The sequence below is a fragment of the Myxococcus eversor genome, from assembly GCF_010894455.1.
GTDB classification, from domain to species: domain Bacteria; phylum Myxococcota; class Myxococcia; order Myxococcales; family Myxococcaceae; genus Myxococcus; species Myxococcus eversor.
In genome coordinates this window covers 342,349-359,830 of record NZ_JAAIXY010000006.1, presented here as the reverse complement: position 1 = coordinate 359,830, position 17,482 = coordinate 342,349, and the positions used below count along the sequence as shown (strand labels likewise).

Genomic DNA, 17,482 nt, shown 5'->3' with positions numbered 1-17,482 from the left:
CGCGAGCGATGCGCCCGAGGGGAGGCGGAAAGCTACAGCTCGACCTTCTTCTCCGTCTGCGTCGTCCCGTCGAAGCGGAGCATCACGCCCTTGTTGTCATAGCGGGTGATGATGTTGACGGGCCTGCGCCAGAGGGACTGGAGGTTCTTGAGCGTCTCGCGCGCGTAGTCGCCCTTGAGGTCCTGGCCGTCGTGCTTGTGCGCGAGCAGCAGCTCCCCGCGGTTCTCGTGGTTGGCGTCCACGACCTCGATGATGGGCTGGCCGAAGTTGGTGAGCCCCTGGAGCAGCTTGCTCTTCACCTTGCGGAACTCGCGGTCCAGAATCTCCCACGAGTTGCGTTTGTCATTGAAGCCATACACGAAGAGCTTCTGCTCCATCGCGAACTCGGGCGTCAGGAACGTGTCGATGAAGGTGATGTCGTTGTAGTGCTTGCGGACCTCGAAAATCTTCTCGCGGCCGGCGCCCGACTTCTTGTCCCAGGAGCGGCGGGCGCGCAAGTCGTCACACTCGTCCCACTCCTTGCCGAAGCGGCCCTTGTTCCACCGCTCCTCGATATCCCGCCACAGCTCGATGCCCAGCTTGTAGGGATTGATGGCGCCGGGACGGGTGCCCATGGTGCCGGAGTGGTGGTCCGCGTAGTCGATGATTTCGTCATCGCGCAGGGCGCGGCGGGTCATGATGGTGGAGTGCCAGTAGCTGGCCCAGCCCTCGTTCATGATTTTCGTCTGGCCCTGGGGCGCGAAGTAGTGCGCCTCCTCGCGCAGAATCGCGAGGATGTCCGACTCCCACGGCTCCAGCGGCGCCTCTTCCAGGAGGAAGAGCAGCACGTCGCGCTGGGGGCGCTCGGGGAACTTCTTGGCCCGCTGCTTCTCGTCCTCCACCTTCTTGCGCTGGGAGTCGAGGAACTCGGACGGGTTGATGTAGCCGCGCATGTACTCGCGGCCGACCTTGAAGCCCTCCACGCCCTCATTGGCCTTGAGCTCGTCCGCCGCGCGCTTGGGGTCCGGGTTGCGCCGGATGTGGGGCGAGTGCTGGTCGATGAGGTTCTCCAGACTGAGCGTGCGGTCGATGAAGTCCTCGACCTTCTCCACGCCAATCTTGTCCACCCAGCGGCGCACCCGCGTGGCGTGGTTGGCCATCTCGTCAATCATCCGCCGGTTGGTGTGGCGGAAGGAGAAGTTGTTCTTGAAGAAGTCGCAGTGTCCGTAGACGTGGGCCATGACCAGCTTCTGGTCCACCTCCGGATTGCTCTCCATCAGGTACGCGTAGCAAGGGTCATTGTTGATGACGAGCTCGTAGATTTTGCTGAGCCCGTACTCGTAGCCCTTGGCGAGCTGCTCGTATTCCATGCCCCAGCGCCAGTGGGGGTAGCGCGTGGGGAAGCCGCCGTAGGCGGCCACCATGTTCATCTCGTCGTAGGACACCATCTCGAAGACGGTGTCGAAGAAGTCGAGGCCGAACTCCTTCGCGTAGCCGTGGATTTCATCCCTCAGCGCGGCGAGGCGGGGTGTGAGGCTCTTGGGCATCGGGAAGTCGCTCCGAGGGGCACGTGGGGGAGGCCAGACGTCAGCGGCCCTTGCCGAGGAAGTCCTTGATGGACGCGTAGATGGCGTCCTTGTCCGCGATTTCGCTGAGCGCGACGTTGGGCGTGTCTCCCACCGCTTCGCGCAAATCCTTGATGAACTGACCGCTGCCGTAGGGGGACTCCACCTGTCCGTAGGCGAACTGGTTGACGTTGGGCAGCACGTCGTTGCGCAGCATCTCGATGCACTGGCGCGTGTCGTCCGCGCTCCAGTTGTCACCGTCGCTGAAGTGGAACGGGTAGATGTTCCACGCGCTCTTCGGGTAGTCCGACAGGATGATGTCGCGGCAGAGCTTGTAGGCGCTGGAGATCATCGTCCCGCCGGACTCGCGGGTATGGAAGAAGGTGTCGCGGTCCACTTCGCGCGCCACCGCGTCGTGGATGATGTAGCGCGCCTCCAGGCCCTTGTATTGGTGCCGCAGCCACGTATCGAGCCAGAAGCTCTCGATGCGCACGATCTCCTTCTGCTCGTCACCCATGGAGCCGGACACGTCCATCATGTAGATGATGACCGCGTTGGTCTCCGGCAGGTTCTGGAGCTTGTAGCTGCGGTAGCGGCGGTCTTCTCGCGTGGGGATGATGACCGGGCGCGCGGCGTCGTAGGTGCCCGCGGCGATCTGCCGCCGCAGGGCCTGCTTGAAGGTGCGCTTGAAGTGCCGGAGCGACTCCGGACCGGTGGTGTTGATGCCGGTGTAGCGAATCTTCTGGGTGACGAGCCGCTCGTTCTGACGCCGCTCGATGTTGGGGAGCTGGAGCTCCTCGCCCAGGATTTGCGCCAGCTCCTCCAACGTGACGTCCACCTCCAGGGCGTGGTCTCCCTCGCCCTGGCCGGCCTGGTGTCCCTCCCCGGGCTCCACGGCCCCGGGGCCGAGCTGCTGACCCACCTCACCCTCGCCCTGTCCGACGCCGCCCTGCTCCTTGTGGCCGTACTTGAAGCGAGGGATGTCGATGAAGGGAATGGGGATGCTGATGGCATCCTTGCCCTTCTTCCCAATCATCTCGCCTTTCTGCACGTACTTGCGCAGGTTGGCTTTGATCTTCCCGCGGACGATCTGCTTGAAGCGGGAGTGGTCCTGGTGGATCTTCAAGGTCACGACGGCTCGCCCTTCTCCTGAGGTGGTTACTCCTTCGCGTCGCCGCGGGCGAAGATGCTCGCCACGAAGTTCAACACGTCGGTGGAGCAGATCTCGCAGTAGCCGTAGTTCTTCATCATCCGGTCCTTCACCAGGTCGATCTTCTCCTGGGTCTCCTTGTCCACGACGGAGGAGACGAGGTTCTTGAGCTTGATGCTGTCCTTCTGGTCCTCGAACAGCTTCAGCTCCAGCGCCTTGTGCAGCCGCTCGTTCGTCCGGTAGTTGAAGGTCTTCCCCTCCACCGCCAGCGCGCCGATGTAGTTCATGATTTCGCGGCGGAAGTCATCCTTGCGGCTGTCGGGGATGTCTATCTTCTCCTCAATCGCACGCATCAGGCGCTCGTCGGGCTCCTCGTAGAGACCGGTGTACTTGTTCTTGACCTTCTCCTTCTGGGTGTAGGCCTTGATGTTGTCGATGTAGTTGCCGCACAGCTTGCCGATGGCGTCCTCGTCGGCGGAGATGGCGCGTTGGACCTCGTTCTTGACGATGTCCTCGTACTCCTGCTTCACGGAGGTGAGCAGCTCCTTCATCCGCTTGCGCGCGTCCTCGTTGCTGATGAGCGAGTGCGTCTTGAGGCCCGCCTCCAGCTCGTTGAGGACCATGAAGGGGTTGATGCAGCCGTCTCCCTTGTCGCTCACCAGGGCGTTGGAGATTTTATCCTGGATGTAGCGCGGAGAGATGCCCTCCAGGCCCTCCCGGTTGCTCTCCTTGCGCAGCTCCTTGATGTTGTCTTCGGTGAAGTTGGGGAGCGTCTTGCCGTTGTAGAGCTTGAGCTTCTGGAGGAGGGAGAGGTTGTGCTTCTTGGGCTCCTCCAGGCGGGTGAGGACGGCCCACATGGCGGCCATCTCCAGCGTGTGCGGGGCGATGTGCTTGCCCTTGATGGCGCGGGAGTTGAAGTCCTTCTCGTAGATCTTCACCTCTTCCGCGAGCTTGGTGATGTACGGCACGTCAATCTTCACCGTACGGTCGCGCAAGGCCTCCATGAACTCGTTGTTCTCGAGCTTCTTGTACTCGGGCTCGTTGGTGTGGCCGAGGATGACCTCGTCGATGTCCGTCTGCGGGAACTTCTTCGGCTTGATTTTGTGCTCCTGCGACGCGCCGAGCAGGTCGTAGAGGAACGCGACGTCCAGCTTGAGCACTTCGACGAACTCGATGATGCCGCGGTTGGCGATGTTGAACTCGCCGTCGAAGTTGAAGGCGCGCGGGTCGGAGTCGGAGCCGTACTCGGCGATTTTGCGGTAGTTGATGTCGCCGGTGAGCTCGGTCGAGTCCTGGTTCTTCTCGTCCTTGGGCTGGAAGGTGCCGATGCCGACGCGGTCCTTCTCGCTGAAGACGAGCCGGTGGACGTGGATGTGGTCCATCACCCGGGCGAAGTCACCGTGGTACTGCGTCATCAGGTCCTTGAAGACGAAGCGGCACGCGGGGCACAGCTCGGAGCCGTCCGGAATCGTGTGGCCGGACTCCGGCGGGGAGATTTCCGCGTAGACCTTGGCGCGCCACTCCCGGGGAACGAGGTTGAGCGGCTCCTCGTTCATGGGGCACTTCATCTTCTCCTTCACGGTGGTGCCATCCGGCAGCTTCTTGTCGGTGGTCCAGGAGAAGGTGTACGCGGCGCCCTCGGGTGTCTTGGAGTAGTCCTCCGTGCCCTTCTTGAGCAGGCGGGCGATGGTGGACTTGGAGGAGCCGACGGGGCCGTGCAGCAGGATGACGCGCTTCTCGGTGCCGTAGCCCTGGGCCGCGGACTTGAAGACGTTCACCAGCTTCATCAGCGGCACGTCCAGGCCGAAGATGGCGTCGCGGCCGCCGAACTTCTCGTCGCTGAAGAAGTGGTAGCGGATGAGCTTCTTCTTGTTGTCGATGTACTCCGTCTTCCCGTGGCTGAGGATCATGTCGTAGATCCTCTGGAAGGCGGTGCGTGTCACCTTGGGGTTCTTGCGGACCACTTCGAGGTAGTCCTCGAAAGAGCCTTCCCAGGTGAGCTCTGCGTAGGTCTTCGCGTCCTGGAGCGCGGCGATTTTGGAGACCCACGAACCCTTTTCAGCGTCCTTCATGTCTCTCCCTCGGGGGCCGGCCAGGGGTGCGAAATGTTCACACCCGAGGGGGCCAGAATGGTGAACCTGGAGGGCTGGATTGCCATTCCACAACCATCCCGCCGAGGTCCCAGGCACGACAGCCCTGCAGCCAATTCGGGACCCCGCCGCGGAATGGGACCGCGCGTTACGCTCGTGTCAGGGGCTGGACGCCGACCAGGCGCGCCCCCTTCACGGGGTGAAGAGGCAGAGGTGATTATAGGGCCGCTCCCGCGAGGGGGTAGATGCCCCCCCCGAACGCGAAGGGTATTGAACGCCTGAGGGGGTTTCCGGGCGCCTGCCGAGCGCCAATTGTCCGCTGGTTGTGGGGCGGCGTCTCCGTTCGCTCCACATGTCGGCGCCAGGGTTTGCACCCGTGCGAGGAAATAGCGGCGACCAGGCGGGCGACCCGGGCCTGGAGGGTGATACATTCGCCCGTTTCCGCACGCTGGGCGGCCCCGGTGGAGGCACACGCACGGTGAGGCCTCGCGCGTTCCGGGGCGGGCCGCGCCGAGGGGGAGGGGCCTGGAGTGGGAGAAGCCAGGGTCGCCAGCTTGGCTTTGGGCCGTGCCTGCGTATCCTCCCGCGCGTCATGGCGACCGCACCTACCCCCGTCTCCCACCCTTCGTCCCCCGTGCCGAGCCTGGCGGCGGTCCCCACTCCCGCGCACGAGCCGAGCACGCGCTGGTTGTTGGGGGTCCTGCTGGTGGTGGCCCTGTTGCCGCGGCTGGTGGTGTTCTTCGTCAACGAGAACCTCTACGGCGACGCGGTGGTGCGCACGGAGCTGGCGGAGCGCTGGCTGCGCGAGCCGCACCTCATCACCGCGTACGGTGATGGCGCGTACCAGTTCGGTCCGCTGCACCTGTACCTGGTGGGCGTGGCCCTGTCGGTGTTCGACCGGGAGGTGGCGGGGCGCGTGGTGAGCCTGCTGTTCGGCGTGCTGTCGGTGGTGCCGCTGTTCGCGCTGACGCGGCGGCTGTTCGGCTGGCGCGCGGGCGTGGCGGGCGGGCTGGCCTTCGCCGCGTGGGGCATGCATCTGCAGTTCTCCACCACGGCGGGCAGCGAGGCGGTGTCGCTGTTCTTCATGCTGGCCGCCTTCGCGCTGTACGCGGAGGCCGTGGAGGAGAACCGCTTCGCGCCGCTGTTCCAGGCCGCGCTGATGCTCAATCTCGCGTGCGCGCTGCGCTACGACGCGTGGATGTACATCCCGTTGATGTGCGTGGCGCTGCTCTTCAGCAGCGAGGACAAGGTGGCGTCGGTGACGCGCGCGGTGGGCTTCGGGCTGGCGTGCCTGCCGTTCCCCTTGCTGTGGATGCAGGGCAACGAGCTGATGCACGGCGACCCGTTCTTCCCCGTGAAGGCGGTGGAGGCGTTCCATCGGGATTGGGTGACGTCGTCAGCGGGCTCGGGAGCCGCCATCGGATGGCGCCTGCAACAGCTCTTCTTCTGGCCCGGGGTGGCGCTGCTCACCCTGACGCCGGGGGTGGCGCTGCTGGGCATGGTGGGCATGGTGAAGGCGTGGAAGGCGCGCCCGGACACGCGCTGGCTGGTGGCGACGGCGGTGGTGCCCACCGCGTACTTCACGTTCCGCGCGGTGGTGCTCTTGAACTTCGTCCCGCTGGGGCGCTTCACGGTGACGCAGCTGGCGGTGCTGCCGGTGTTCGTGGCCTTCGGCTTCGCGGCGCTGGTGGGCAGCAGGGGCGAGGGGCTGCGCAAGGGGGTGCTGGGCGTGACGGCGGTGCTGGCGGTGGTGCTGCCGGTGGCCATGGGCCTGTACACGTTCCGCGCGGAGGGACGGCTGCAGAACTCCTTGCGGCCGGTGAGCCCCACGTCGACCAACCCGGTGCCGGTGATGCAGGTGGCGGACCACGTGAAGGAGCAGGTGGCCGAGAAGGGTGGCTCGCTGGCCCTCGACGACGACCCCAGCTACATGGACCTGCAGGTGGCTTTCTTCTCCGGGCTGCCGGAGGAGAGAATCGCCCGCGTGCGCTGGGACACGTTCCGCAAGCTGCTGGCGGAGGCTCGGCCGGAGACGCTGGTGCGCTTCGACCAGGGCTCGCTGGTGAAGGACCCCGGTGTGAAGCTGGAGGGGCGCACGCTGACGCTGGACGGCGTCGCCTACGACGAGGTCGACGGCTTCACCGCGCCGCTGCACGTGTACCGTCGCCGCCCGTAGTGGCGCGAAGGCCTCAGGGCTTCCGGGGCGTCGCCTGCTGCTTCTGGAAGTACTCGACCTGCCATTGCTTCACGAGCGCCTGGTGGCAGTCATAGGTGGGGCAGAAGACGTGGGTGCCGTCGTTGCGCGACACGAAGAAGAGGTCCTCGCAGTCCTGTGGCGCGAGCGCGGCCTGGAGCGCCGCGGCGCCCGGGCTGGCGATGGGTCCTGGCGGCAGGCCCGCGACTTTGTAGGTGTTGTACGGGTGGAGCGTCCGCAGGTCCTCGCGGGTGAGGTTCTTCGTGAAGACGCCGCGCAACAGGCGCATGGCGTAGAGCACCGTCGGGTCCGTCTCCAGGCGCATGCCCTTGCGCAGCCGGTTGTGGAAGACGCAGGCGATGCGAGGCCGCTCCTCGGGCGCGCCCGTCTCCTTCTCCACGATGGAGGCGAGCGTGAAGGTCTGCAGCAGGCCCAGCTTCACGCCGGGCTTTCGCGCCGCGTCCGCCTTCCGGTACTCCTCCAGGGCTCGCGCCACCATCTTCCCGAGCACGGCCTCCTCGCGGACGCCCTTGGCGAAGGTGTATGTGTCCGGGAAGAGGAAGCCCTCGATGGACTTCGCGGGCACGCCCGCTTCGCGCAGGAAGGCCGCGTCGGTGGTGAAGGCCTCCAGCTTCCGGAGGTCGAGCCCCAGTCCGGAGGCCCCGAGCAACGGAAGGATTTCCTCGGCGCGCAGTCCCTCCGGCACGGTGAAGCGGTGAAGCTTCACCTGACCCGAGGCGACCTTCTCCGCGGCCTGGGCCGGCGTGAGGGGGCCTTCGAACTCGTACTCACCGGCCTTCAGCCGAGGGCCGAGGTCTTCGCGGCGCAGGTAGCGATAGAACAGCTCCGCGTCCGTCACCACGCCCCGGTCCGCCAGCAGCCGCGCGAGCGCGCGAGGCCCCGTGCCGGGAGGAATGTCCACCGTCACGGGCGCGGGCAACGCGGTGGGCGTCGCGGCGAACTCCGAGAGGTGGCGCGACTGCTGGAAGTACCAGCCTCCCACGCCCGCCGCCGCGAGGACGGCGAGCACGAGCACGGCGACGAGGGCCTTCTTCACTCCGACGGCTCCGAGTCGTAGTCGTCGTAGTCATCCGCGTGCATCGCCGTGTCAGGGGGCCGGCGGGCGTCCAGCCACCCCTGGAGGATGAACTGCGCGGCCACCTGGTCGATGACCTCCTTGCGGCGGGCGCGGCTGACGTCCGCTTCCAGGAGCGTGCGGGTGGCGGCCACGGTGGACAGCCGCTCGTCCAACAGCTCCACCTGGACGCCGAGCGCCTGCGTCACCGCGTCCGCGAACTTGCGCGAGGCCTCCGCGCGCGGGCCCTCGGAGCCGTCCATGTTGAGCGGCAGTCCGATGACCATGCGGTCCACCTCGTGCTCGCGCGCCAGGGCGCCGAGCACGGCGAGGTCCGCCTTGAGCGAGGTCCGTCGGATGGTGGTGACGCCCTGGGCGGTGAGGCCCAGGCCATCCGAGACGGCCACGCCGATGGTCTTGGTTCCGTAGTCCAAACCGAAGGTGCGCATGTGCCGCCGGACCTTAACCGCATCCTTCGTCGCGGACCGCTCCGTCCGACGTCGGGGACGCGCCTCGCCTGTCAGTCAGGCTAACCGACGGAATTCGCTGCGACGCCATCCGAGCCGCCGGGCGGCATCCCCGCTGCAACCCCCTCTGCCCATCGCGCGGCACTGCTTCCAACACGCCGCGCGGGAGGGCTCATGGTGGACTTTCTGAAGGGCGCGACGAACCTGCTGGCCAGCCCCGAGGGCACGGCGGTGGAGGGCGCGGGTGACACGCGGGGGATGACGCCCCTCATCTCTCACTCCATCAAGACGGTGGAGGGTGTGGCGACGGGCAACGTGTTGCTGGCGGCGAGCGGCGCGGTGGGGGTGGCGGAGGACCTGAAGAAGAATCCGGCGGCGAAGACGGAGTACGCGGCAGCGAGTGGCGCGGCGAAGACGGAGGGCTATGCGCCCATCCTTCCCACCGGCACCAGCGCGTTGGACCCGAAGATGCTGGACTACGAGGCCGCGCTGAAGGTGCTCGAGGCGAACTTCGACCAGCTGGACCTCGCGGATGGGAAGAAGTCGGGCTCGCTGTCGAAGGAGGAGCTGCGGCGCGCGGCCAATGACATGAGCCTGTCCCCGCAGTTGCGGAGCGCGGCCCGCTTCCTGACGGAGAACGCCGCGCTGTTCGAGCGGGTGGACTCGAGCGGGCTGCTCGCGCGGTTCATGCCGGTGGTGGGGAAGCTGTACAACGACGACCGCATCAAGTTGTCGGGAGTGCGCTCCGAGCTGAAGCGCGTGGGCGAGGAGTTCGCTCGCTACGGCCGGCCGGAGCGTCCGCGGACTCCGAAGCCCGAGGCGGAGACGTGTCCGCCCTCGACGGGGACGCCGGGCACGCGTCCTCCCTCCACGGGAGGTCCGTCGCCGGGCACTCCTTCACCGGGCACTCCTTCACCGGGTCCGCGTCCGCCCACGCCGGGCACGGGGCCGACGCCGGGGACGGGGACGGGGGGCGGGCAGGGCCCCGTGGGTGGCGGTGGCAAGCCGCCCACGTCGAAGGACCCGGACTTTCGCGAGTACCTGGATGCGGTGGCGGTGCTGCGCGACAACTGGGGCACGTTCGACACGGCGGCGGGAACGAAGGATGACCGCGTCACGCGCGAGGACATGGCGGCGCTGCTGGCGAATCCCGCGGCGTCCTCGACGCTGAAGAAGGCCGCGCAGTTCTTCAAGGACCACCCGGAGTACTTCGACCGGCTGGAGATGGCGGCGGGCATCGACGGCCGCGACGGCATCATCGGGTGGCTGGACGTGAAGGCGGAGCTGGAGTTGTCGGGGGGCGGAAAGCCGGGCACGTCGCCGACGAAGGTGTCGAGCGCGCGCTCCATCGTCGACAACCCGAACATGAGCATCGAGGACAAGGTGCAGGCCATCCTCGGCGCCATCTCCACGGAGACGGACGCGGAGATTCTGCAGGTCATGGACAGCATGGCGAGCGCTGGGGAGGACCGCGCGGCGCTGGGCACGTCGGACGCCGACAAGAAGAAGGCCGCGACGCTGGACGGGAACATGCGCGAGCTGGAGCTGCGGCTTCAGCGGCTCTTGGAGAAGCGCAAATCCATGTTCGACCTGATGAGCAACATGTCGGCGAAGTTCAACGAGATGGCGAAGACGGCCATCTCCAACCTGCGCGGCGCCTGAGGGGCCCATGGGACGCGTCATCAAACACGAGGCGGCAGTGGCGATGCGGATGGAGAGCGGAGCGGTGCAGCGGATGCGGTCCTTCGCGAGGGGGGAGGCGACGTGGGCGGAGGTGGAGGGGATGACCTTCGAAGAGGCGAAGGCGATTGCGCAGGTGGGATGTGACCTGGCGGCGGCGGGGCGGCTGGAGGAGGCGCGCATCCTCTTCGAGGGACTGGTGGTGGGGAACCCGAGGGACGCGGGGGCTCACGCGGCGCTGGGCACCGTGTACCAGAAGCTCGGGAGGCTGGAGGAAGCCATCGCGGAGTACAGCGCGGCGCTGGCGAGGGATGCCGGTCATCCGGTGGCGCTGGCGAATCGGGGGGAGCTGTACCTGCGCAAGGGGGAGCGGCAGGGCTTCACGGACTTGTCCAACGCGGTGGAGGTGGACCCGCACGGTGAAACGGCGGCGGGGCGGCGGGCGAGGGCGCTGGTGAAGTCCATCACCCTGGCGGCGGTGGAGAAGCTGAAGCAGGACGCCCAGCAGCCGTAGTGGGGCGGAAGGGAGTGGGGGGAAGTGCCGCCGGCGCTCGGGGGAGTGGCCCGGTGGCGGCTGTCGGCGGGTGGGCTCGGGTGGAGAGGGAACGGGAAAAGGGGGAGCCCACCTGCCGGCCGCTTTTTCGTGTCGTGTCAGGGGTGAGGCAGGTCGGCCAGCCGCTCGCCAATGGGGGGATGGCTCTGGCCCTTGAGGACGACCCAGCGGGGGGGCTGGGGGTCCATCTTGTTGACGCGGGCGGCCTTCACCAGCATGCGGCGGAACGCGTCGACGTCATGGGTGAGGCGCAGGGCATAGCGGTCCGCCTCGCGCTCTCGCTCGCGGGAGAAGGCCCCGGCGATGGGGCCGCCGACGAGCAGGACGGCGGAAAGCAGGAGGGAGAGCAGGGGGAGGGTGCGGATGTCCGCGAAGCGCGTGGTGCCGAACCAGCCGCGCGCGGACGCCACGCGCAGCATCCGGTCGATGGCGAAGAGGAGCGCCACCAGCGCCAGCGAGGAGGCGATGCGGCCGGGCCACTTCGGCTCGTGCACATGGCCGGCCTCGTGGGCCACTGCGGCGAGCACCTCGTCCTCGGTGAGCTCCTGCAGGATGATGTCGTTGAGGACGATGGTGCGCGTGGGGCCCTGGCCCGCGAAGTACGCCTGGAGCCGGCGCGAGGCGATGGAGGTCTTCTCCACCAGTACGTCGGAGAAGGCGATGTCCGCCTGGGTCATCAGCTCCGTCATCCGCGTGCGCAAAGGGCCCGAGGGGAGGGGCTGCTGCTCGAAGTAGAGGCGGCCCCGGTAGGGGTCCAACGCGGAGGAGACGAGCAGGAGGAGGGCGACGGGCACGCCCAGAATCCACCACCAGCGCCGCGTGCGACGGGCCAGTCCGTACAGGCCGATGACGAGCGCGGCGATGGCGAGCGCGCCCAGCAGGTGACCCTTGAGCATGTCCCGGGCGAAGGCGGCCGGGGTGTAGTTGGACATGCCGTGCTGGTGTTCCAGCGTGTACGCGAACCAGATGTCCACGGGCGCGTAGACGAGCTTCACGAACAGGTCCGTCATCAACGCGAAGATGACGGCCGCGCCCCAGCCCGGCTCACCCCACAGCCGGTCCATGGCGCTGAAGAAGGCGCGGCTGACGGGCGCGGTGCGCAGGAAGCCGAGCCGGCGCTCCAGGCCCGCGGCGAACGCCGTGGCCATGCGGAAGAAGGGCCGGACGAGCACGCCCAGCAGCAGCGCCAGCAGGGCCAGCCGCGCGAAGGGGTCCACCGCGGCCCGGACGTAATAGGGCAGGTGGTAGGCGTGAATCTCCGCCAGTTGCTCGGGCGTGAAGAGGGGCTCCATGCGAGGGCCCCAGGCTACGCCGCGCGGCCCCTGGCTGCCCAGCCAGGGGGCTCCTCCGCTCTACGTATGGGGCTCCTGCTCGGAGGCGGGCGGGGCGGGAGCGGGCTCTCCCTCCGCGTCCGCCAGCAGCAGTGCCTTCACCTTGGCGAGGCTCTCACGCGTGCGGTCCACGAAGGCGCTCTGCGAGCCGATGCGCTCGGCCGTCTCCAGCGTGCGCTCGTAGATGTTGATGGACTTGGTGAGCAGCACCCGAATCTTCTTCCGCAGCTCCTGGCGGTAGACGACGGCCTCCTCGGCGTTGAGCTCCGAGGGAGCCGGGGAGCTGACCATCTGCGCGTAGAGGTCCTCGTACATCGCGCCAATCTGCGCGCCCGCGGCGGTGGCCCAGTAGCCGTTGCCCACGCGGATGGAGCGCAGGTAGTGGCCCTGCGCGGACAGGAGCAGCTCCGCCTTGTAGTTGAGGTCCTCGGCGAGCTTGTCGGCGCCCTTGGCCGGGTCCAGCTTCACGTTCTCGTAGTGCAGCCGGTACAGCTCCCCCATGAAGAAGTGCGCCTGCGCGGGGAAGTAGTCGTCCACCTCGTCCTTGTCGGCCAGGGCCTCGTAGGAGGAGATGGCCTTGCGCAGCGTCGCCTCCGCGGCGTCGGTGCGGCCCGCCTCCAGCTCGCAGACGCCCTGCTGCACCCGCGCCTCGATGCGGCGGTTGGCGGGAAGGTCCTCGCGCTCGGCCACGGTGGTCAGCACCGCGATGGCCTCGTCGTAGCGCTCCAGGTGGTACTGCGTCTCCGCCACGCGGAAGGACGCGTCCAGCGCGTCGCCCTGGCCCCTGGCCGGGTCCGCCAGCTCGGAGAAGCGGTGCCCCGCCTCCTCCCACTCCTTGAGGCGCTGGTGGGCGAGGCCCGCATTGTAGAGGGAAGCGCGGCGGTGCTGGCTGTTGGGGTGGAAGTCCACCAGCCGGCCGAAGTAGCGCGCCGCCTGCTTGAAGTCGTTGGCCGCGAACGCCGACGTCCCTCCGGCGAACAGCTCCTCGTCGTTGAGCTTGTCCAGCTCCAGGTCCGCCGTCACCGTCACGGCGTCGAACTGGAGCTCCTGCTTCACGGGGCCCGTCTCGGAGGACTCCGGACGCGCGGCGGCGCCCGTCGTCCGACATCCGGTGACGCCCAGTCCCAGGGCGACCACCCACCACCACCGGCTGACCGACATGTACGTTCGCTCGCTTCCCGTCACGGAATGCGCCTCCTGCCCTGCCGCCTCAGGACAACGCCCAGTCCCTCGGAGTTCCCACCGCGCGGGTGGGCGCGCCCAGTTTAATGCGTCCCCCCGCTCCGCGCCGCCTCGGCTGGTCGCTCGTCGGGCGGACCTCGCGTCAGAAGGTGTCGTCGCCGAGCAGGAAGCGGCCCGTCTGCCAGAGGCTGGTGATGTCGTGCACGTCCAGCCCGAAGCGCGGCACCTGAATCAGGGGGATGCCCGGGCAGGCGGCCTGGAGCTGGGCGATGCCACGTCCATCCTGCTCGGCGAGCACCTGCAACTCGCGCAGCGTCTCCTCCACCTTGGCGCGGCGGGTGGGCGTCAGCGTGGCCGCGTCCTGCCACATGGCCTCGGTGGGCAGCGGGTGGACGCGGTTCACCACCAGCGCCACCACCTCCATGCGGTGCTGCTTCAACAGGGTGCTGAAGTGGATGGCTTCATCCATGCGCTCGGGGTGCGGGCTCGTCACCAGCACGAAGCCCGTGGACGCATCCTCCAGCAGCGCCCTCACGCCGCGCGCCCGCTCGCGGAAGCCCTCGTTCATGCCGGACAGCGAGAGCATGAAGCTGGACAGCTCCTGGAGCATCTCCGTGCCGGTGAACTTGGACAGCGCGCGCAGCACGTAGCCGCTGCGGTTGAACAGCGACATGCCCAGCTTGCCCGCCTTCAGCGCGGGGGCCAGCAGCCACTTCGCCGCCTCATTGTCCAGGAAGTCCAGGACGCGGTTGGGCGCGTCGAGGAAGTCCAGCGCGTGCGCGGTGGGCGGCGTGTCCAGCACGACGAGTTCGTACTCGCCCTTGCGGCGCAGCTCCCACACCTTCTCCATGGCGATGTACTCCTGGCTGCCGGCCAGGGCGGTGGAGAGCGATTGGTAGAAGCGGTTGGCGAGGATGCGCTCGCGCTGGTCGGGCGGAGCGACGCGGGTGATGAGGTCATCCCACGTCTGCTTCATGTCCAGCATCATCGCGTGGAGCGACGCGCGGGCCGTCACGCCCAGCGGCTCCAGCGCGGAGGCCGGCACCTGCGTCTCCGCGTTGCCCAGCGCGGACAGGCCCAGCGAGTTGGCCAGGCGCTTCGCCGGGTCGATGGTGCACACCAGGCTGTCGCGGCCATCCACCGCCGCGCGCAGGCCCAGGGTGGCCGCCACCGTCGTCTTTCCGACACCGCCGGAGCCGACGCAGATGAGGACGCGCTTCTTGGCGAGCGCGGGACCCAGAGCCGTCGTGCTCACTTGTCCCCCATCACCAGTGCTTCGAGGTGGCCCATGACCTGTTCAATCGCGTCCCGCCCGAAGGTCGGGAGGTACAGCCGGGGGACGTTGAACACCGGCGCGTGGAGGTTGCGCTCCAGCTTGGTGCCCGCGAGCACCGTCAGCGAGGCGCGGTCGTGGTTCGCCTGCGCCACGCGGTGCAGCTCCGGGTGGCCCGCCAGCGCCTCCAGGTCCGCCTCCGTGAAGCGCTCCGGAATGGCCTGGTTGAGCACCGCCGCGTGCGTGCGGATGTGCACCTTGTCCTTCAGCGCGGCGTGCAGCTCCAGCGCCTCGTTCACCGGCATCTCCTCCGGGAGCGCCACCAGCACCGCCGCCGTCACCGCCGGGTCCACCAGCAAGTCCCTCATCTTCTGCGCCTCGCGCGACATGGGCCCCTGGGGCACCGTCTGCACGAGCACCTGCGGCACGCTGAGGAAGGAGATGGCGTGGCCCGTGGCCGGCGCGTCCAGGACGATGGTGTCGAAGCGCCACCGTCCGTCCGGCAGCTTCTCCTGCAGGTGGTACATGATCTTCCCCAGCAGGACGAGCTCCTGGAGGGACGGGATGAAGCGCAGGAAGTAGCGCACCAGCCGGTTCTCGAAGACGGTTTTGTAGAGGGCCTCGAAGCGCAGCACCATGAGGCCGTACTCGCGCATGGCCTCCTGCGGGCGCACGTCCACCGCCCAGAGGTTCTCCTCCAGCAGCTTCACTTCGGGGCCCGCGGCGGGGTGCTCCAGGAAGCGGCTGATGCGCTCCTGCGTGTTCACCTCGCACACCAGCGTCCTACGCCCCGCGCGCGCCGAGCGAAGGGCGAGCGCCGCGGCAACCGTGCTCTTGCCCACGCCGCCCTTGCCGGAGACGACCCACAACCGCTTGTCCAGGAGCCCTGCCATAAGAGAGCGGCGAACCGTAGGAACCGTGTCTCCCGGAGTCAACGCGTTTGGCCAGGAGGAGGTGCCCAACTTGACACGTCGCGTTGCCCCCTCGCAGAGTGCGGCGTCTTTTTCCTGACGTCCCGATGGCGGGGGGCTCCCGCACGGGTGAAGCTCCTGGTTCCCATGCTCAAGAACAACCCGGTGATGAAGAAGCTCGTGGAGACGGGCGAGGAGCGCGTCGGCAAGCTGGCGCAGCAGCTCCTGTCGAACGAGAAGTTCGTGTCGACGGTGCAGACGCTGGTGTCGAGCTCGCTGGCCGCGAAGGGCACGCTGGACAGCGCGCTGCGCTCGGCGCTGTCGGCCATGAACCTGCCGTCCACCGCGGACCTGGAGCAGCTTCGCTCGAAGGTGGACGACCTGGAGCGGCTGCTCGCGTCGGTGGAGAGCAAGGTGGACACCCTGTTGGCGCAGAAGGCGCCGTCGTCGAAGAAGTAAGCACCCGGAAGCGAGCCGGGGAGTCCAAGGCCCATGCGGCGCATCGCCTTCATCAACGAGAAGGGCGGCACCTGCAAGACGACGCTGGCGGTGAACACCGCCGCGTGGCTCGCGCGGGAGCGGGACTTGCGGGTGTTGCTGGTGGACCTGGACACCCAGGGCCACGCCGGCAAGGCCCTGGGCCTGGACGTGCGCACGCTGCCTCGCAACGTCTTCCACCTGCTGACCGACGACGCCGTGCGCCTCCGGGACGTGGTGTATCCCTCGGCCGTGTCCGGCCTGGACGTGCTGCCCTCGTACAAGGAGATGGCGGACTTCCCCCTCGCCGTGGCGGGGGACGCGCGACGGGCCCACCGGCTGGCGGACAGGCTGGAGGCGGCCCGGGAGGCGGGCTACGACGCCGTCGTGTTCGACTCGCCGCCGTCCATGGGGCTCACCACGCGCAACATCCTCGTCGCCGCCACGGAGGTGGTGGTGCCCGTGGCGCTGACGTACCTGGCGCTGGATGGCTGCGCGGAGGTGGCGGACACGGTGCGGCAGGTGGGGGAGGCGGAGGGACGTCCCGGGCTGGGCGTCACCAAGGTGGTGCCCACGCTGTACCGGAAGACGGCGCTGGCCACGGCGATTCTGGACCGGCTCCGGGCGTACTTCCCGGACTCACTGGCCACCACGCCCCTGGGCTACGACGTCAAGGTGGACGAGGCGCAGAGCCACGGGAAGACCATCTTCGAGTACGCGCCCAGGAGTCGGGGGGCGCGGATGCTGGCGGCCATCGCGGCCGAAATCCACGGCGGGCCCGCTCCCCGGAAGCGGAAGCGGGCACCGCGAGCCGGCTAGGGCTCCTGCTTCTTCTGCTGCTCGAACTGCTCGAGCTTCTTCTCCAGCTCTTCCAACCGCTGGGTGAGCGACTGCATGTCGCGGCCCAGGGCGGGGAGGTTGCCGGTCAGGTTCTCGACGACGTGCTTGACGCGCTCGTCGATCTTCCGCTGCCAGTCCTCGAAGGCGCGCTGGCTGGCCTTCAGCAGGTCGGCGGGAGACAGGCCTCCCGCGGCATCGGCGGCGGCCTGCGGGGTCTCCTCGACGGCCGTCTCGGGGAGGCCCGCCTTGGCGGCTTCCTCGCGACGCAGGAGCTTGTCGAGTCGGGATTCCGCTTCCTCTCGGATGGAGGCGACGCGGGGAGTGACCTCTTTCTGGATGAAGCCGGAGATGGATTCGCCGGGGTGGCGGATGATCTCCCGCAGCACCGACAGCGGCATCTGGTTCTTCTTCTTCTCCTCTTCGAAGATGATCTGCGCGAGGGTGACCGAAGTCAGATCTTCTTTCGTGCGGTTGTCTACAATCCGCACCTCGGTGCCCTCCTTGATCATCGCGGCGATCTCATCCAGCGTCACGTACCGGCTCTCCACGGTGTCGTAGAGTTTTCGGTTCGTGTACCGCTTGATGATCTTCGGCTCCTTGCTCGGAGCGCCTGCTTGCTCGGCCTCGCTCATCGGTCTCTCCGCCCCTTTTGGGCTCGACTCAAAGCCAGCTTCCATGTCTGAGTCTCGCAGGGGCGAACCTCGTACCAGAGGGG

At 67.9% G+C, this 17,482-nt stretch carries 15 protein-coding genes; 5 read left to right on the top strand and 10 right to left on the bottom strand.

Features of this window, described 5'->3' with window-relative positions; genetic code table 11:
- Positions 1-32: 32 nt before the first annotated feature.
- From G4D83_RS15045 to G4D83_RS15035, 3 genes are read right to left on the bottom strand one after another with little or no spacing between them, the layout of a single operon-like run.
- Positions 33-1,526: a SpoVR family protein gene (locus G4D83_RS15045; RefSeq protein ID WP_163865426.1), complete on the bottom strand. Its 1,494-nt coding sequence runs from the start codon at positions 1,524-1,526 to the stop codon at positions 33-35.
- A 40-nt stretch (positions 1,527-1,566) separates the two neighbouring features.
- Complete coding sequence (locus tag G4D83_RS15040) at positions 1,567-2,676, bottom strand: DUF444 family protein (RefSeq protein ID WP_163865425.1); 1,110 nt, start codon at positions 2,674-2,676, stop codon at positions 1,567-1,569.
- A 26-nt stretch (positions 2,677-2,702) separates the two neighbouring features.
- Positions 2,703-4,766: a PrkA family serine protein kinase gene (locus G4D83_RS15035; protein ID WP_163865424.1), complete on the bottom strand. Its 2,064-nt coding sequence runs from the start codon at positions 4,764-4,766 to the stop codon at positions 2,703-2,705.
- Between the two features lie 610 nt (positions 4,767-5,376).
- On the opposite strand from G4D83_RS15035, the gene G4D83_RS15030 reads away from it, so the two are divergent.
- Entirely contained in the window at positions 5,377-6,960 is a 1,584-nt protein-coding gene (locus tag G4D83_RS15030; protein ID WP_163865423.1) for an ArnT family glycosyltransferase, read from the top strand.
- A gap of 13 nt (positions 6,961-6,973) precedes the next feature.
- Here G4D83_RS15030 and mltG read toward each other — a convergent pair whose 3' ends face one another.
- Both mltG and ruvX read right to left on the bottom strand, forming a co-directional pair.
- The gene (gene mltG, locus G4D83_RS15025; RefSeq protein ID WP_163865422.1) at positions 6,974-8,035 is read right to left on the bottom strand and encodes an endolytic transglycosylase MltG; all 1,062 of its coding nucleotides are present in this window, start codon (positions 8,033-8,035) and stop codon (positions 6,974-6,976) included.
- Positions 8,032-8,502 carry a Holliday junction resolvase RuvX gene (gene ruvX / locus G4D83_RS15020; RefSeq protein WP_163865421.1) on the bottom strand — a complete coding sequence of 157 codons (471 nt, stop codon included), beginning with the start codon at positions 8,500-8,502 and terminating at the stop codon, positions 8,032-8,034. The genes mltG and ruvX overlap by 4 nt, the downstream gene beginning before the upstream one ends.
- Before the next feature lie 192 nt (positions 8,503-8,694).
- Here ruvX and G4D83_RS15015 point away from each other — a divergent pair, with 192 nt between their 5' ends.
- Positions 8,695-10,182, top strand: coding sequence for a hypothetical protein (locus tag G4D83_RS15015; RefSeq protein ID WP_163865420.1), 1,488 nt, complete (start codon positions 8,695-8,697; stop codon positions 10,180-10,182).
- Between the two features lie 7 nt (positions 10,183-10,189).
- Entirely contained in the window at positions 10,190-10,714 is a 525-nt protein-coding gene (locus G4D83_RS15010) for a tetratricopeptide repeat protein (protein ID WP_163865419.1), read from the top strand.
- A 137-nt stretch (positions 10,715-10,851) separates the two neighbouring features.
- Here G4D83_RS15010 and G4D83_RS15005 read toward each other — a convergent pair whose 3' ends face one another.
- The 4 genes from G4D83_RS15005 to G4D83_RS14990 form a co-directional block, all read right to left on the bottom strand.
- Complete coding sequence (locus tag G4D83_RS15005; protein WP_163865418.1) at positions 10,852-12,045, bottom strand: M48 family metalloprotease; 1,194 nt, start codon at positions 12,043-12,045, stop codon at positions 10,852-10,854.
- Positions 12,046-12,105: 60 nt separating this feature from the next.
- Complete coding sequence (locus G4D83_RS15000) at positions 12,106-13,245, bottom strand: tetratricopeptide repeat protein (protein ID WP_163865513.1); 1,140 nt, start codon at positions 13,243-13,245, stop codon at positions 12,106-12,108.
- Positions 13,246-13,408: 163 nt separating this feature from the next.
- Positions 13,409-14,521 carry an ArsA family ATPase gene (locus G4D83_RS14995; RefSeq protein ID WP_163865417.1) on the bottom strand — a complete coding sequence of 371 codons (1,113 nt, stop codon included), beginning with the start codon at positions 14,519-14,521 and terminating at the stop codon, positions 13,409-13,411.
- A complete protein-coding gene (locus G4D83_RS14990) occupies positions 14,518-15,432 on the bottom strand; it encodes an ArsA family ATPase (protein ID WP_163865416.1) in 915 nt (304 codons plus the stop codon). Before G4D83_RS14990 ends, G4D83_RS14995 begins: the two co-directional genes overlap by 4 nt.
- Positions 15,433-15,597: 165 nt before the next feature.
- Here G4D83_RS14990 and G4D83_RS14985 point away from each other — a divergent pair, with 165 nt between their 5' ends.
- The gene (locus tag G4D83_RS14985) at positions 15,598-15,909 is read left to right on the top strand and encodes a hypothetical protein (RefSeq protein WP_163865512.1); all 312 of its coding nucleotides are present in this window, start codon (positions 15,598-15,600) and stop codon (positions 15,907-15,909) included.
- A 33-nt stretch (positions 15,910-15,942) separates the two neighbouring features.
- Positions 15,943-16,746, top strand: a complete 804-nt coding sequence (locus G4D83_RS14980; RefSeq protein ID WP_163865415.1) for a ParA family protein — start codon at positions 15,943-15,945, stop codon at positions 16,744-16,746.
- Here the strand turns inward: G4D83_RS14980 and G4D83_RS14975 are convergent.
- A complete protein-coding gene (locus tag G4D83_RS14975; protein ID WP_163865414.1) occupies positions 16,743-17,399 on the bottom strand; it encodes a polyhydroxyalkanoate synthesis regulator DNA-binding domain-containing protein in 657 nt (218 codons plus the stop codon). The two genes, G4D83_RS14980 and G4D83_RS14975, sit on opposite strands and share 4 nt — an antisense overlap.
- Between the last annotated feature and the right edge of the window lie 83 nt (positions 17,400-17,482).

Excerpts from the sequence above, each read along its gene's own strand:
- G4D83_RS15045 (WP_163865426.1), bottom strand. The coding sequence starts at position 1,526 with ATGCCCAAGAGCCTCACACCCCGCCTCGCCGCGCTGAGGGATGAAATC.
- G4D83_RS15035 (WP_163865424.1), bottom strand. The coding sequence starts at position 4,766 with ATGAAGGACGCTGAAAAGGGTTCGTGGGTCTCCAAAATCGCCGCGCTC.
- G4D83_RS15030 (WP_163865423.1), top strand. The coding sequence starts at position 5,377 with ATGGCGACCGCACCTACCCCCGTCTCCCACCCTTCGTCCCCCGTGCCG.
- ruvX (WP_163865421.1), bottom strand. The coding sequence starts at position 8,502 with ATGCGCACCTTCGGTTTGGACTACGGAACCAAGACCATCGGCGTGGCC.
- G4D83_RS15015 (WP_163865420.1), top strand. The coding sequence starts at position 8,695 with ATGGTGGACTTTCTGAAGGGCGCGACGAACCTGCTGGCCAGCCCCGAG.
- G4D83_RS15010 (WP_163865419.1), top strand. The coding sequence starts at position 10,190 with ATGGGACGCGTCATCAAACACGAGGCGGCAGTGGCGATGCGGATGGAG.
- G4D83_RS15005 (WP_163865418.1), bottom strand. The coding sequence starts at position 12,045 with ATGGAGCCCCTCTTCACGCCCGAGCAACTGGCGGAGATTCACGCCTAC.
- G4D83_RS15000 (WP_163865513.1), bottom strand. The coding sequence starts at position 13,245 with ATGTCGGTCAGCCGGTGGTGGTGGGTGGTCGCCCTGGGACTGGGCGTC.
- G4D83_RS14990 (WP_163865416.1), bottom strand. The coding sequence starts at position 15,432 with ATGGCAGGGCTCCTGGACAAGCGGTTGTGGGTCGTCTCCGGCAAGGGC.
- G4D83_RS14985 (WP_163865512.1), top strand. The coding sequence starts at position 15,598 with ATGCTCAAGAACAACCCGGTGATGAAGAAGCTCGTGGAGACGGGCGAG.
- G4D83_RS14980 (WP_163865415.1), top strand. The coding sequence starts at position 15,943 with ATGCGGCGCATCGCCTTCATCAACGAGAAGGGCGGCACCTGCAAGACG.
- G4D83_RS14975 (WP_163865414.1), bottom strand. The coding sequence starts at position 17,399 with ATGAGCGAGGCCGAGCAAGCAGGCGCTCCGAGCAAGGAGCCGAAGATC.